The organism is Ancylobacter terrae (genome assembly GCF_045108345.1).
In the GTDB taxonomy this organism is placed as follows: domain Bacteria; phylum Pseudomonadota; class Alphaproteobacteria; order Rhizobiales; family Xanthobacteraceae; genus Ancylobacter.
Genome location: NZ_JBJGXH010000001.1, coordinates 741346 through 754645 on the forward strand (window position 1 = coordinate 741346; position 13300 = coordinate 754645).

Genomic DNA, 13300 nt, shown 5'->3' on the forward strand with positions numbered 1-13300 from the left:
GCATGGACTTCGCGGACGAACTGAAGGTGATCGAGCAGCAATTGCTCGATCCGTCGATGCGCGCCGACGCCGGTTTTGTCGGCCGGACGCTAGCCGACGATTTCCGCGAGATCGGGCAGTCGGGCCGGATCTATGACAAGCCGGCGGTCATGCGCGAGCTGCGACGCGCCCCCGGCTTCGAGGGCGCCCGCACGCTGGCGGATTTCGAGGCGCGGGAGGTGCAGGCGGGGCTCGTTCTCGTCACCTACCGGATCGCCGAAACCGGAACGATCCGCAGTTCGCTCTGGCGACAGGCCGCAGCGGGTTGGGAGCTGCTGTTCCACCAGGGCACCCGGCCCGCCGCCGGCGCGCGACGGCGGGAGGCAACCATCCGCTACCTGCGCATGGGGCGCCTCACCGCCCCTCCCGTGCCCACGCCGCCGCGATGCCGGCGAGCAGGATGAGCAGGCCGGAGAGGCCGGCGAAGAGCGGGAACAGGCCGAGGCCGCGCACCACCGAGACCTCGCGCATGGCGAGGCCCATCCAGTCCTCGCCGGCGAAGCGCTCGCCGGAGCGCACCGCCACGACGCGCGGCACGCCGCCCGCCAGATCGGCCATGCGCCAGACGCCGCCGCGGGTCGCCTCGACGATCGGGCGCAGCGTTTCCGTGGTCGAGGTCACCTCGGCGAATTCGCGCGGGTTCAGCGGGCCGACATTGACCAGCGCGGTGAAGGTGCCGTCGCTGGCGCGCCACAGGCCGAGCGTGTCGGCTGGGAAGGTGGCGCGGAACAGGCCGGGTCCGGCGGGGGAGAGGGTGACGGTGCGGTTCTGGCCGGTGGGCGTGGTCACCGTCACCGGCTGCACGCTCTCGCCCATGGTCTGGCGCTCGATGACGAGATCGCCGCCGCGCGCGACCATGGTCAGGCGCTCCTCCTCCAGCTCGGGCTCCTTCATCAGCCAGTGCGAGAGGCGGCGCAGCAGGTCGATATAGGGCCCGCCGCCCTCATAGCCGCGCGCCCACAGCCAGATATGGTCGGTGAGCAGCAGCGCGACGCGCCCCTCGCCGACGCGGTCGAGCAGCAGCACCGGGCGCCCGTCCGGGCCGTCGATCACGTTGGTGCCCTTGGCGCCGGTGGTCTCGATCACCCGGAAGAAGCGGCTCCAATGCGGGGGATCGCTCTCCGAGCCGGGCAGGGCGCGGGTCACCGGGTGGCGGGCGCCGTCCTTCGACAGGCGCGGGAAATAAGGCGCTTCGGCCATCTCGCCGGTCGGCTCGGCGGGCAGGATCGCCTCCAGCGGGGTCTGGAAGATCGAGCCGTCGGAGATGTAGTCGGCGCCGGCGGCGACCAGCACGGCGCCACCCTCGCGGACATAGCGTACGATGTTGTCGAAATAGATCATCGGCAGCACGCCCTGCTGGGCGTAGCGATCGAAGATGATCAGGTCGAAATCCTTGATCTTCTGCTGGAACAGCTCGCGGGTCGGGAAGGCGATCAGCGAGAGCTCGTTGATCGGCGTGCCGTCCTGCTTCTCCGGCGGGCGCAGGATGGTGAAGTGGACCAGATCGACGTTCGCGTCGGACTTCAGCAGGTTGCGCCAGGTGCGCTCGCCGACATGCGGCTCGCCGGAGACCAGCAGCACGCGCAGCTTGTCGCGCACGCCGTCGATGGAGAGCGCCGCGCGGTTGTTGACCGGGGTCAGCTCGCCCTCCAGCGGGGCGGCCTCGATCTCGACGATGTTCGGCCCGGCATGGGTGATCTCGACATCGACCTCGGCGGGCTCGCCGGCGGTGACGATGGGGCGGGCGATGACCTCGCCGTCGCGGCGCACGGTGACGCCGACCCGCGCGCCCGGGCGGGCGCCCTCGTCCTCGACGCGGAAGCCGACGGTCTGGTTCTGGCCGACGATGCCGAAGCGCGGCGTCGAGGTGAGCGCCACGCGGCGGTCGCGTTCCCCGGGCCGGCCGGAGACGATGGCGTGCACCGGCGCGCGGAAGCCGAGCGCGGCCATGCTGGCGGGGATGTCGTGGACCCGCCCGTCGGTGAGGAAGATGGCGCCGGCGACGCGCTCGGGCGGGACGTCGGCAAGGCCGGCGGAGAGGGCGGTGAAGAGGCGGGTGCCGTCGACCTCGCCGGCGCCGGAGCCGGCATCGATCCAGCGCACCTCGGCGCCGGCCAGCTTGTCGAGCCGCTCCTTCAGCTCGGCGCGGGCGGCCTCGGTCATCTGGGCACGGTCGCCGAATTCCTGGCTGGCGCTCTTGTCCACCACCACGGCGACCACGGTGGAGAGCGGCTCGCGCTCCTCGCGGGTGAGCGAGGGATTGGCCAGCGCCAGCACGGCGAGCACCAGCGCCAGCGCGCGGAAGATGGCGCCGCGGGTGCGGGCGAGCAGCACCAGCAGCGCGACGGCGCCGGCGATCGCCGCCGCGGCGATCAGCCAGGGCAGCGGGATGAGCGGATCGAAGCCGAGGCCGAGATTCATGCGGCGGCTCCTTCAGAACGGTGCGGCTGCCGGTGTCCCGGACCAGCGCAGGCGAAGCCGGAGCGCCGATCCGGGACCCAGGAGAGAGTCCGCCGAAGGCGCTTCACATGAGCATTTCGTGGCTTCGCCGATTCTCTCCCGGGCCCCGGATCGGTGCTGCGCTGCGCGCCGCTTGTCCGGGGAGCCGATGAGAGCGTGGAGGAAAGGATGCTCACTGCCCCAGCCTTTCGAGCAGCGCCGGGACGTGGACCTGGTCGGCCTTGTAGTTGCCGGTCAGCACGTACATCACGAGGTTGACGCCGGCGCGGTAGGCGAATTCGCGCTGGCGCGGCTCGCCGGGGGAGAGCGGCAGCATCGGCTGGCCGTCCTCGCGCACCGCCCAGGCGCCGGCGAGATCGTTCGAGGTGATGATCACCGGCGAGACACCGTCGCCGGCGCGGGCGGGGCGCTCCTCGCCCTCTGCGGGTTCCGGCAGGGCCTCGACCCAGGTGGTGCCGCCGGTGTAGCGGCCGGGGAAGTCGCGCAGCAGGTAGAACGCCTTGGTCAGCACGTGGTCGCGCGGCACCGGCTCCAGCTCGGGGATGTCGAGCCCCTCGAGGATGCGGCGCAGCGCCGGGTTCACGGCGGCGGCGCCGCCATCGGCGCCGGGCAGGCTGGTGCCGGCGTCGCGGGTGTCGAACAGCACGGTGCCGCCCTGCTTCATGAAGGTGTCGATGCGGGCCAGGGTCTCGGCGGAGGGGGCGGGGGCGCCGGGCACGATCGGCCAGTAGAGCAGCGGGAAGAAGGCGAGCTCGTCGCGGGCGGGGTCGACGCCCATCGGCTCGCCCGCCTCCAGCGCGGTGCGCTGGCCGAGGAAGGCGGTGAGGCCGGTGAGGCCGGCACGGCTGATCTCGTCGGTCTCGGCGTCGCCGGTGACGACATAGGCGATGCGGGTCGCCCCGGTCGCCTTCATCGCGAAATCGCGCTCGGCCGGGGAGAGCGTGGCGGAGGGCGAGGCGGCGGGGGCGGCCGGCTGCGCCTGCGCCCGTTCGCCGCCGAGCGGCAGGCCGGACAGGCCAAGGCCGATCAGCAGCGCGGCGGTGGCGGCGGGGCGGCGGAAGATGCGGGCGAAGCCGCCGGCGAGCAGGAAGACGATCATCGCATCCACCAGCAGGAGCGCGAGCAGGGCGAGCAGCACGGGCCCGCGCAGATCACGCGGGGCGGTGTCGCGATAGGGCTCCAGCGTGCCGAGGCCGGAGAGGTCGAGCCGGGCGAGGCGGTCGCGCGGCAGCAGCGTGTTGACCGCGACGAGGCCTTCCGGCGGGCCGTAGAAGCCGGGCGGGTGGTCGGCGGTGGCGCGCCCCGCATAGCCGACCGGGATCGCCTTGGCGGTCGGCGTCACCGGGCGGAAGGCGCCGAAGCCGTCGAGCAGGCGGCTCGGCGCGACGGTCTCGCCGCCGGCGGCGACGTCGGAGCCGGTCTCGTCGGTCGCGCTCGCCCCGCCCAGCGCCACGGTGCGGCGGAGCATGTCGACGAAGGCGCCCGACAGCGGCAGGTCCGACCAGGTGCTGTCGGCGGTGACATGGAACAGCACCAGCACGCCGCTGCCGCGCCGCTCGCCGGTGACCAGCGGGGTGCCGTCGGTCAGCGTCGCCCAGGTGCGGGAGGCGAGCAGCCCGTCCGGCTCGGCCAGAACCTGGCGCTGGACGGTGACGTCGCCGGGCACGGGGATGTCGCGGAACGGGCCTTCGGGCGCGAAGGCACCGAGCTTCTGCGGCTGCTCCCAGGAGAGCGAGCCGCCGAGCACGCGGCCGCCGCGCCGCAGGCTCACCGGCACGAGGTCGTCGGAGCCGTTGGCGAGGCGCGGGCCGGCGAAGCGGATCAGCACGCCGCCGCCCTCGATCCAGCGCTCGAGCCGCTCGCGTGCCTCGGGCGTGATGGTGCCGATGTCGGAGAGCACGATCACCGGCAGCTTGGCATCGATGAAGCGCTCGATGCTCTCCGACGTCGCGCGGCCCTCGGCGAGGCGCAGGTCGGCGAAGGGGGCGAGCGCGCGGGTGAGGTAATAGGTCGGCGCCAGCAGGGGCTGGCGCTGGTCGGCGGTGGCGCCGGAGACGAGGCCGACGGTGCGGCGGCGCCAGCGCTTGTCGAGCAGCTGCACCGCGCCGGCGGAGGCCTCGCCGGTGATCTCGATGCGCGCCACCTCGTTGCGGATCTCGACCGGCAGGTCGAAGCGCGCCTCGGTCTCGGCCGCGCCGGGCTCGAACGAGAAGGGCGCCTCGCCGAGCCCGAGCCCGCGCATGTCCAGCGCACGCACCGTGCCCTCGCGGGCGGAGGTGTCGAGGTCGGCGCGCAGCACCTTCACGGTGAGCGCGTCGATGCCGTTGTCGGCGCCCGCGAGCGCCAGCGGCTCGGTGACGCCGCCGGCCAGCGTGACGATCGGGCGGTCGCCGAGGGCGGCGCGCAGATCGGCGGGGAAGCTCTCGCCGCCGCCGGTGTCGACGCTGTCGGCGAGGTAGACCAGCGAGGCCTCGGGGGCCGCCTCGACCGCGCGGCGCACCGCCTCGACCACGGCGGCACGCTCGGGGGCGTGCGGCACCGGGGCGAGGGTGCGCAGCCGGTCGCGCGCCTCGCTCGGGCGCAGCACGCGCGGCTCCAGCGGGGGATCGCCGGTGGGGATGAGGATGATGCCGCGATTGTCGAGGTCGGCGTCGGCGACCACGCCCTCGGCGCTGCGGCGGCGGGCCTCCCAGGTGGAGGCGGCCGGCCAGCCGCTGTCGATCAGCAGCACTACCGGGCCGCTGGCGGCCGGGCCGGCGACGGGCGGATTCCAGATCGGGCCGGCGGCGGCGAGGATGACGAGGGCGGCGAGCAGCAGCCGCAGCACGGTGAGCCACCAGGGCGTGCGGGCCGGTGTTTCTTCCTTGGGCGGGATATCGAAGAGGAGCCGCGTCGGCGCGAAGGAGACCGCGCGCGGGCGCGGCGGCACCAGGCGCAGCAGGAACCACAGCAGCGGCAGGCCGGCGAGCGCGGTCAGCAGCAGCGGCGAGGCGAAGGCGATCGGCAGACCCAGCATCTCAGCCCTCCGCCCCGGCCGCGCGCCCGGCGACGATGTCCGTGCTCATCCTCATGCGGCGGCTCCCCCCTCGGGCGCGGGCGCGGCCAGCGCCGTCATCGGCGCGCCGCCGCTCATCCGCGCGTGCAGGGCGAGAAGCAATTCGCTTGCCGGCCGGTCGGTGCGGTGGACGAGGAAGCTCCAGGTGTGGCGCTCGGCCTCGTGCCGGATGGCGGCGCGGTGATGGGCGACGCGGGCGACATATTCGTCGCGCCACATCTCGGCCCGGCCGACGGTCAGGCGCGAGCCGCTCTCGGGCTCCCGGAACTCGATGCGGCCGGAGAAGGGGAAGGTCTCCTCGGCGGGATCGCACACCTGCACGACATGGCCGTGGGCGCCGGTGGCGGAGAGATCGCCGAGCCGCGCGACCACCTCGCCGGTCGGGCTCCAGAAATCGCCGAGCAGGACGATCTCCGCGAGGCGCGAGGGCGCGAAGGCGGGCGGCAGGCTCTCCGGCAGGCGGGTGGCGTGGACCAGCGCCTCGGCCATCTTCTCGACGATGTTGCGGCTGGCGGAGGGGCGCATGACACCGGGAATGCCGACGCGCTCGCCGCCCTTCACGAGAAGCTCGGCCAGCGCGAAGGCGACCACCAGCGCCCGGTCGCGCTTGGTCTCCCACACCAGCGGCGAGGCGAAGACCATGGATTGCGACAGGTCCGGCCAGATCCACACCGTGTGGGCGGCTTCCCATTCGCGCTCGCGGACGTAGAGATGGTCGTCGCGGGCGGAGCGGCGCCAGTCGACGCGGTTGGAGGGTTCGCCGTCCATGAAGCGGCGGTACTGCCAGAAATTCTCGCCGGTGCCGGCGCGGCGGCGGCCGTGCAGGCCGTGATGCACGCTCGCGGCGATCTTGCGCGCCTCCAGCACGAGGCGCGGCATGGCGGCGATGAGCCCGGCCGCATCCTGCGCGGCGTTGCGGACGGCACTGTCGGCGTCGATCTCCACCCGATGCGGCCTCCCCGTCAGCCGATGCGCGCGGCGAGCTTGGCGATGATGCCGGGCACGCTCTCGCCATCGGCGCGGGCGGCGAAGGTGAGCGCCATGCGGTGCTTCAGCACCGGCTCGGCCAACGCCACCACGTCGTCGACCGAAGGCGCATAGCGCCCGTCCAGCAGCGCGCGGGCGCGGACCGCCAGCATCAGCGACTGCGAGGCGCGCGGGCCGGGGCCCCAGGCGATGAACTTGCCCATGGCGCCGGCCTCGGGGCCGGGACGGGCCGAGCGCACCAGCGTCAGGATCGCCTCGACCACGGATTCGCCGACCGGCAGGCGGCGCACCAGCCGCTGCGCGGCGGCGAGATCCTCGGCGGTCATCACCGCGCGGGGCTTGGTCTCCTCGGCGCTGGTGGTGTCGAACAGGATCTTCCGCTCGGCGTCGCGGTCGGGATAATCGACGTCGATCTCCATCAGGAAGCGGTCGAGCTGGGCTTCGGGCAGCGGATAGGTGCCCTCCTGCTCCAGCGGGTTCTGGGTGGCGAGCACGTGGAACGGCTTGGGCAGGTCGTGGCGCGCGCCGGCGACGGTGACGTGGCCTTCCTGCATCGACTGCAGCAGCGCCGACTGGGTGCGCGGCGAGGCGCGGTTGATCTCGTCGGCCATCAGCAACTGCGCGAAGACCGGGCCGGGGATGAAGCGGAAGGAGCGCCGCCCGCCCGCGCTTTCCTCCAGCACCTCGGCGCCGAGAATGTCGGAGGGCATCAGGTCCGGGGTGAACTGCACGCGGCGGGCGTCGAGGCCCAGCACGGTGCCGAGCGTCTCGACCAGCTTGGTCTTGGCGAGGCCGGGCACGCCGACGAGGAGGCCGTGGCCGCCGGAGAGGATGGTGATCAGCGCCCGCTCGACCACCGCCTCCTGGCCGAAGATCACCGCGCCGATGCCGCTGCGGGCGGCGCGCACATTGGCGGCCGTGGTCTCGGCGTTGCGGATGATCATGGCGTCCAGAGATTCGAAGTTACCGCCCGGCGTCGAGGTCATCGCTCTCTCCTGAACCTTCGCCGGCAATGTTGCGCTGCAAAATCAGTTATTGCAATGCACGGTACTTCCGCCCGGCGGCTGTCTCATCCGCAAGCTTACGCTATCTTGGCCTTGCGTCGACCATCGGGCAGGGGATCACGACTGCGCGAGGATGGGCGGAGATACGTGGAAAGCGACATGAATTCAGCAGGTTCCGGGCAGATCGAGGCGCTTCTGGCCGCCGCGAAGGCGGCCGGCGCGCGCGGCGCGGCGCCGATCGAGCGCTGGAATCCGCCCGATTGTGGCGAAATCGACATCAGAATCGCGACGGACGGGACCTGGTTCCACGAGGGCTCGCCGATCGGCCGGATGGCGCTGGTGCGCCTGTTCGCCTCGGTGCTGGGCCGCGAAAACGGGCGCTACGTGCTGGTGACGCCGGCCGAGAAGCTGGGCATCCGGGTCGATGACGCGCCGTTCCTCGCGGTCGAGATGGCGGTCGAGAGCGGCGAGGGGGGCGAGCGGCTCGTCTTCCGCACCAATCTCGACGATGTGATCGCCTGCGACGCCGCCCACCCGCTGCGCTTCGAGCCGGAGCCCGGCACCGGCGGGCTGCGCCCCTATCTCCATGTGCGCCGCGACCTTTGGGCGCGCCTGACGCGGCCGGTCTATCTCGACCTCGTCGAGCGGGCGCAAGAGCGCGAGGTGGCCGGCGAGCGGGTGATCGGCGTCGCCTCGGGCGGCTCGTTCTTCCCCATGGCTCCCGCCGCCGTGCTGGATGCGGCCTCGTGACGGGTTCCGAGCGGATGGCCAGTGGCGGCGAGGATGCGGTGTCTCCCGCGCTCGCCGATTTCCTCGCCCGGGCGCGGCAGCGGCTCGCCCGCGCGCCGGCGGTGGAAGTGGCGGATGAGCGGGGCGACCATGATCTCACCCCGCAGTTCCGGCCGGCGCCGGGCAAGCCGGCGCGCGCGGCGGCGGTGCTGGTGCCGGTGATTGCGCGCCCCGCGCCGACGCTGCTGTTCACCCAGCGCGCCGCGCATCTGCCGCACCATCCCGGCCAGATCTCCTTTCCCGGCGGCAAGGTGGAGCCGTTCGACGACGGCCCGCTCGCCACCGCGCTGCGCGAGGCGGAGGAGGAGGTGGGGCTCGACGCCGGCCTTGTCCGGCCGCTCGGCTATCTCGACGCCTATCTCTCGCGCACGGGCTTCCGTATCGTGCCGGTGGTGGGTCTGGTGGAACCGCGCTTCGGCCTGACCCTCAACCCGGACGAGGTGGACGAGGCTTTCGAGGTGCCGCTCGACTTCCTCATGTCGCCGGCCAACCATGAGCGGCATCAACGCGAGGCGGAGGGAACGATGCGCATCTTCCACGCCATGACCTGGCAGAACCGGCATATCTGGGGCGTCACGGGGGGCATCCTGCGCAATCTGCATGAGCGGGTGTACGGCTGATGCTGCGCGTGGTCCTGACCGAACTGGCGCTGTTCCTCGCGCCCTTCATCGTGTTCGCGCTGTATCTGCGCTTCGGGCGGGGCCTCGATTCCGCGCTGTCGGGCTGGTCGACCACCGCCTTCCTGCTGTGCTCGCTCGCGGCCGTGCTGCTGGTGGCCGGCGGGCTGGTGCTGTTCGAGATGGAGGGTCGGCAGCCGACCGCCGGCAGCTACGTGCCGCCGACCTGGAAGGACGGCGTGCTGGTGCCGGGCCACATCGAATGAGCATGCCCGACCCGGCCGGACTGCTGGAGGGACATCCGGGCCTTGCCACCGTGCTCGCCGTGCTCGACCGCGACGGCGAGGAGGCCCGCATCGTCGGCGGCGCCGTGCGCGACTGGCTGCTGGAACGTGGCACGCGCTCGGATGTCGACATCGCCACCACGGCTCGGCCCGAGGTGGTGACGGCGCGGGCCGGGGCAGCGGGGCTGAAATGCGTGCCGACCGGCATCGAGCACGGCACGGTGACGGTGATCGCCGAGGGCGTGCCCTATGAGGTGACGACGCTGCGCGAGGACGTCGAGACCGACGGGCGGCGCGCCGTGGTCGCCTTCGGCCGCGACTGGAGCCACGACGCGCACCGGCGCGACTTCACCATGAACGCGCTGTACCTGACGCGCGGGGGCGATCTGGTCGACCTCGTCGGCGGCGTCGCGGACGCACGGGCGGGGCGGGTGCGTTTCATCGGCGATGCCGATACCCGCATCCGCGAAGACTATCTGCGCATCCTCCGGCTGTTCCGCTTCCACGCCGCCTATGGCCGCGGGCCGCTGGACGAGGCGGCGCTGGCGGCGGCGGTGCGGGGCCGTGCCGGGCTGGAGGGGCTCTCGCGGGAGCGGGTGCGGGCGGAACTGGTCAAGCTGCTGGTGGCGCCGCGCGCCGGCGAGACGCTGGCCGAGATGCAGGCCGCCGGCCTGCTGGCGCCGGTGCTGGGGCGCGGCGAGGGCGCGCCCGTCGAGGTCGCCGCGCTGGCGCGGCTCGCCGAGGTCGAGGCGATACTCGGCATCGCGCCGGACGCGATGCGCCGGCTCGGTGCGTTGGCGGTGCGCTCGAGCGCGGATGCGGCGGCGCTGAAGGAGGTGCTGCGGCTCTCCAAGGCCGAGGCGACGCGGCTCGAGGACATGGCCGGCCCCGCCGCGACGCCGGGCATGTGCGAGAAGGGCCAGAAGGCGGCGCTGTACCGCTTCGGCCGGACGATGTTCGAGGACCGCGCGCTGATCGCCTTCGCCCGTTCCGGCGCGCCGCTCGCGGATGCCGGCTGGCGGGCGCTGGCCGGCCTGCCGGCGCGATGGGCGCCGCCGGTGTTTCCGCTGAAGGCGGCGGATTTCCTCGCCCGCGGCCTCGCCCCCGGCCCGGCGCTGGGCGAGGCGCTGGCGCGGGCGGAGGCGATGTGGGTCGAGGCGGGGTTCCCGGCGGATGCGGCGGCGCTGGAGGGAATCGTCAACGCGCTGGTATAGTGTTAGGGGAGTGTGTCGCCGCTGATTCCCAGCCGATTGCGGGGGCGCAACCCCAAGCCTGCATGCCGAGATGTGGTCCGCATTCCTGAAGAGCTTCGCCCGGATCGAGGTGAAGTACCCCTCGGCGGGCGATGCCCCGGTGATCCTGGTGATCGGGCGGCGGAACGTCGGCAGGAACTCGGCGCTGATCAATCGGGTTCTGGCCGACCTGCACGGCGCCGGCGCGGCGATTTACGAGCTCGAATGGCGCAAGACGCGGGTTGTCCGGCAGATGGACGCCGATGTCGGGCGCCTGTCGGCCGCCGAGCTGTTTCGCCGCTGCCCGGCGGGCACCCGTTCGGGCCGGCTGCTGCGCAGGCTGCTCACGCTCGGCCTGCTGGCCCGCCACCCGTCCTGGTGGCCTTACTATCTGCATGAGCGCAGCAGTTCCAACGCCCTGACGGCGCGGATGCTCACGGCGCTGCTGAGGGATTTTCCGCCGGGCCGGGTCTGCCTGCTGTCGCATTCGCTTGGAGGGATCGTCGCCTCGATGGCGCAGTCCGCGCCGGCGGTCTCGCGCCTGATCTGCTTCGGCTACCCGTTCCGCCACCCCGCGCGCGGCGAGGAGCCGGTCCGCACGCGCCATCTTGCCGGTGTGACCAAGCCGTTCCTCATCCTTCAGGGCGAGCGGGATCCCTATGGCAACGCCGCGGCGGCCGGGCGTTACGCGCTGTCGAGCACGATCCGTGTCCTGCCGGTCGACGCGGACCACGATTACGGCATGCCGGAAGCCGAGGCTTACGACCGGGTTTTCCGTGCGATATCCGCGGTGATGCAGACGGCACCCGCGGCGGCGGAATGAATGTTACGGCCGGTTGTCGGAACCGGACGGATGCGGCCGTCCTTGCAGAGCGGCGACGGTGGGATGGCCGCGCCGATCGGTTCACGGGAAAGGACGTTCCATGGCGAGCACCACGATCAAGCAGATCTTCGTCAACCTGCCGGTGAAGGACCTCAGGCGCTCGATGGACTTCTTCGGCGCGCTCGGCTTCGCCTTCAACCCGCAGTTCACCAACGAGAAGGCCGCCTGCCTCATCCTCGGCGAGAACATCTTCGCCATGCTGCTGGTGGAGGCGTTCTTCCAGGGCTTCAGCCAGCGCGCCATTCCCGACACGGCGCGGACGGCGCAGGTGCTGCTGGCGGTGCCGGCCGGCAGCCGCGCGGAGGTCGACGCCATGGTGGCGAAGGCGGTGGCGGCCGGGGGCACGGCGCCGCGCCCGCCGCAGGATCACGGCGTCATGTACAGCCACGACTTCGACGACCCGGACGGGCACATCTGGGAGGTGTTCCATATGGACGAAGCGCCGGCGCAGGGGTGAGCGGGCCGGCGCGCGGTCTTACTGTTCGTCCTCCGGCCGCAGCGGTGTCCGGCGCCATGCGAAGGCGTCGAGCAGAGCGGCGGCGTCGGCATCGTATGTCGCCTCGTAGCGGTGCATATGGGGCGAGGGAATCGCGGGCGTGCCGGCCGCGAAGCCGCGGGCCCGCAACGTGTCCGCCGCCTTGTCCGTGTCGCCGTAGATATGGAGGAGATCGTGCCGGTCCCACACCAGGGTCGCGGCGTCGGCGGGGGAATGGATCCAGAGATCGCAGCGGGAATCGTCGGCGAGGAAGCTGCCGAAGCGCTTCAGGAAGGCGGTCACGTCGCCGACGGCGAGGGGCGGGCTCTGGTAGCGGCCGGCCTCGCCTTCGCCGCGCGGCGTGTGCAGGACGTAGAGCATGAACAGGGGAGCCGTCATGTCGCCGGCAAGCGTCTCAAGCAGCGATGGAAAGCCCTCAGGGGCCGCAGCGACGATGCGCGATCCGGCCGGTTCCAGCGCTTCCATCGCGAACACCGGCGGGCGCACATAGGCGGCCCATTCCCCGTTCACGAGATGCGACAGCTTCGCCACGCACGTCTCCCCGATCAGATCACGGCCACTTCACCACCGGCGGCATCGACGAAAGGATGGAATCGACGTTGCCGCCGGTCTTCAGGCCGAACACGGTGCCGCGGTCGTAGAGCAGGTTGAACTCGACATAGCGCCCGCGCCGCACGAGCTGTTCCTCGCGCTCGGCGTCGGTCCAGCGGGTGCCGAGGTTGAAGCGCACCAGACGCGGATAGATCTCGAGGAAGGCGAGGCCGACGTCGCGGGTGAAGGCGAAGTCGGCGGCGCGGTCGCCCGTATCCAGCCAGTCGTAGAAGATACCGCCGATGCCGCGGGCCTCCTTGCGGTGGGCCAGCCAGAAATACTCGTCGCACCACTTCTTCAGCCGCTCATGGTCGGCGACGGCCGGATGTGCGTCGCAGGCGGCCTTCATGGCGGCGTGGAAGGCGCGGGTATCGGGATCGTCCTGCGTGCGGCGCCGGTCCAGCACCGGGGTGAGGTCGGCGCCGCCGCCGAACCACGCCTTCGACGTCACCACGAAGCGGGTGTTCATGTGCACGGCCGGCACGTGCGGGTTGGTCATGTGGGCGATCAGCGAGATGCCGGTGGCGTGGAAATTCGGGTTTTCCTCGGCCCCGGGGATCTGCTTGCGGAATTCCGGGGCGAACTCGCCGTGGACGGTCGAGCAGTGCACGCCGACCTTCTCGAACAGCCGCCCGCGCATCATCGCCATGACGCCGCCCCCGCCCGGGGCGCCGGTGTGGTCGGTGCGGTTCCAGGGCGTGCGTTTGAACCGGCCGGGCGCGCCCGGATAGAGGTTTGCCGGGGCGACGTCCTCCAGTTCCTCGAAGGCGGCGCAGATGCGGCCCTGCAATTCCTCGAACCAGGCGCGAGCGGCGGCCTTCATCGGCTCGACGGCGGGTGGGGTGGCGGGCGTGGCGGTCATG

At 72.4% G+C, this 13300-nt stretch carries 13 protein-coding genes; 7 read left to right on the forward strand and 6 right to left on the reverse strand.

Features of this window, described 5'->3' with window-relative positions:
- Window positions 1–2: 2 nt before the first annotated feature.
- Window positions 3–443 carry a nuclear transport factor 2 family protein gene (locus tag ACEUEL_RS03495; RefSeq protein WP_405702191.1) on the forward strand — a complete coding sequence of 147 codons (441 nt, stop codon included), beginning with the start codon at window positions 3–5 and terminating at the stop codon, window positions 441–443.
- On the opposite strand, the gene ACEUEL_RS03500 is transcribed toward ACEUEL_RS03495, so the two are convergent.
- From ACEUEL_RS03500 to ACEUEL_RS03515, 4 genes are all read right to left on the reverse strand, one after another.
- Entirely contained in the window at window positions 394–2460 is a 2067-nt protein-coding gene (locus ACEUEL_RS03500; protein WP_405702193.1) for a hypothetical protein, read from the reverse strand. The two genes, ACEUEL_RS03495 and ACEUEL_RS03500, sit on opposite strands and share 50 nt — an antisense overlap.
- Before the next feature lie 211 nt (window positions 2461–2671).
- Window positions 2672–5515 carry a DUF4159 domain-containing protein gene (locus tag ACEUEL_RS03505; protein WP_405702195.1) on the reverse strand — a complete coding sequence of 948 codons (2844 nt, stop codon included), beginning with the start codon at window positions 5513–5515 and terminating at the stop codon, window positions 2672–2674.
- 51 nt (window positions 5516–5566) lie between these two features.
- Window positions 5567–6499 (reverse strand): DUF58 domain-containing protein, encoded by a 933-nt coding sequence (locus tag ACEUEL_RS03510; RefSeq protein WP_405702196.1) that lies wholly within the window; start codon window positions 6497–6499, stop codon window positions 5567–5569.
- Window positions 6500–6516: 17 nt separating this feature from the next.
- Window positions 6517–7527, reverse strand: coding sequence for an AAA family ATPase (locus ACEUEL_RS03515; protein ID WP_405702197.1), 1011 nt, complete (start codon window positions 7525–7527; stop codon window positions 6517–6519).
- 177 nt (window positions 7528–7704) lie between these two features.
- On the opposite strand from ACEUEL_RS03515, the gene ACEUEL_RS03520 reads away from it, so the two are divergent.
- The 6 genes from ACEUEL_RS03520 to ACEUEL_RS03545 all read left to right on the forward strand — a co-directional run bounded on the left by ACEUEL_RS03520 (window position 7705) and on the right by ACEUEL_RS03545 (window position 11807).
- The gene (locus tag ACEUEL_RS03520; protein ID WP_405702198.1) at window positions 7705–8295 is read left to right on the forward strand and encodes a DUF1285 domain-containing protein; all 591 of its coding nucleotides are present in this window, start codon (window positions 7705–7707) and stop codon (window positions 8293–8295) included.
- Window positions 8296–8309: 14 nt separating this feature from the next.
- Window positions 8310–8954 carry a CoA pyrophosphatase gene (locus tag ACEUEL_RS03525; protein ID WP_405706550.1) on the forward strand — a complete coding sequence of 215 codons (645 nt, stop codon included), beginning with the start codon at window positions 8310–8312 and terminating at the stop codon, window positions 8952–8954.
- The gene (locus ACEUEL_RS03530; protein ID WP_405702200.1) at window positions 8954–9217 is read left to right on the forward strand and encodes a DUF6111 family protein; all 264 of its coding nucleotides are present in this window, start codon (window positions 8954–8956) and stop codon (window positions 9215–9217) included. Before ACEUEL_RS03525 ends, ACEUEL_RS03530 begins: the two co-directional genes overlap by 1 nt.
- Complete coding sequence (locus ACEUEL_RS03535) at window positions 9214–10449, forward strand: CCA tRNA nucleotidyltransferase (RefSeq protein WP_405702203.1); 1236 nt, start codon at window positions 9214–9216, stop codon at window positions 10447–10449. Before ACEUEL_RS03530 ends, ACEUEL_RS03535 begins: the two co-directional genes overlap by 4 nt.
- A gap of 70 nt (window positions 10450–10519) precedes the next feature.
- Window positions 10520–11290, forward strand: coding sequence for an alpha/beta family hydrolase (locus ACEUEL_RS03540; RefSeq protein ID WP_405702204.1), 771 nt, complete (start codon window positions 10520–10522; stop codon window positions 11288–11290).
- Window positions 11291–11405: 115 nt separating this feature from the next.
- On the forward strand, window positions 11406–11807 hold the full coding sequence (locus tag ACEUEL_RS03545; protein WP_405706553.1) for a VOC family protein: 402 nt from the start codon (window positions 11406–11408) through the stop codon (window positions 11805–11807).
- 18 nt (window positions 11808–11825) lie between these two features.
- On the opposite strand, the gene ACEUEL_RS03550 is transcribed toward ACEUEL_RS03545, so the two are convergent.
- Both ACEUEL_RS03550 and hemF read right to left on the reverse strand, forming a co-directional pair.
- Window positions 11826–12377: a hypothetical protein gene (locus ACEUEL_RS03550; protein ID WP_405702207.1), complete on the reverse strand. Its 552-nt coding sequence runs from the start codon at window positions 12375–12377 to the stop codon at window positions 11826–11828.
- A gap of 19 nt (window positions 12378–12396) precedes the next feature.
- Window positions 12397–13299 (reverse strand): oxygen-dependent coproporphyrinogen oxidase, encoded by a 903-nt coding sequence (gene hemF, locus ACEUEL_RS03555; RefSeq protein WP_405702209.1) that lies wholly within the window; start codon window positions 13297–13299, stop codon window positions 12397–12399.
- Window position 13300 lies beyond the last annotated feature (1 nt).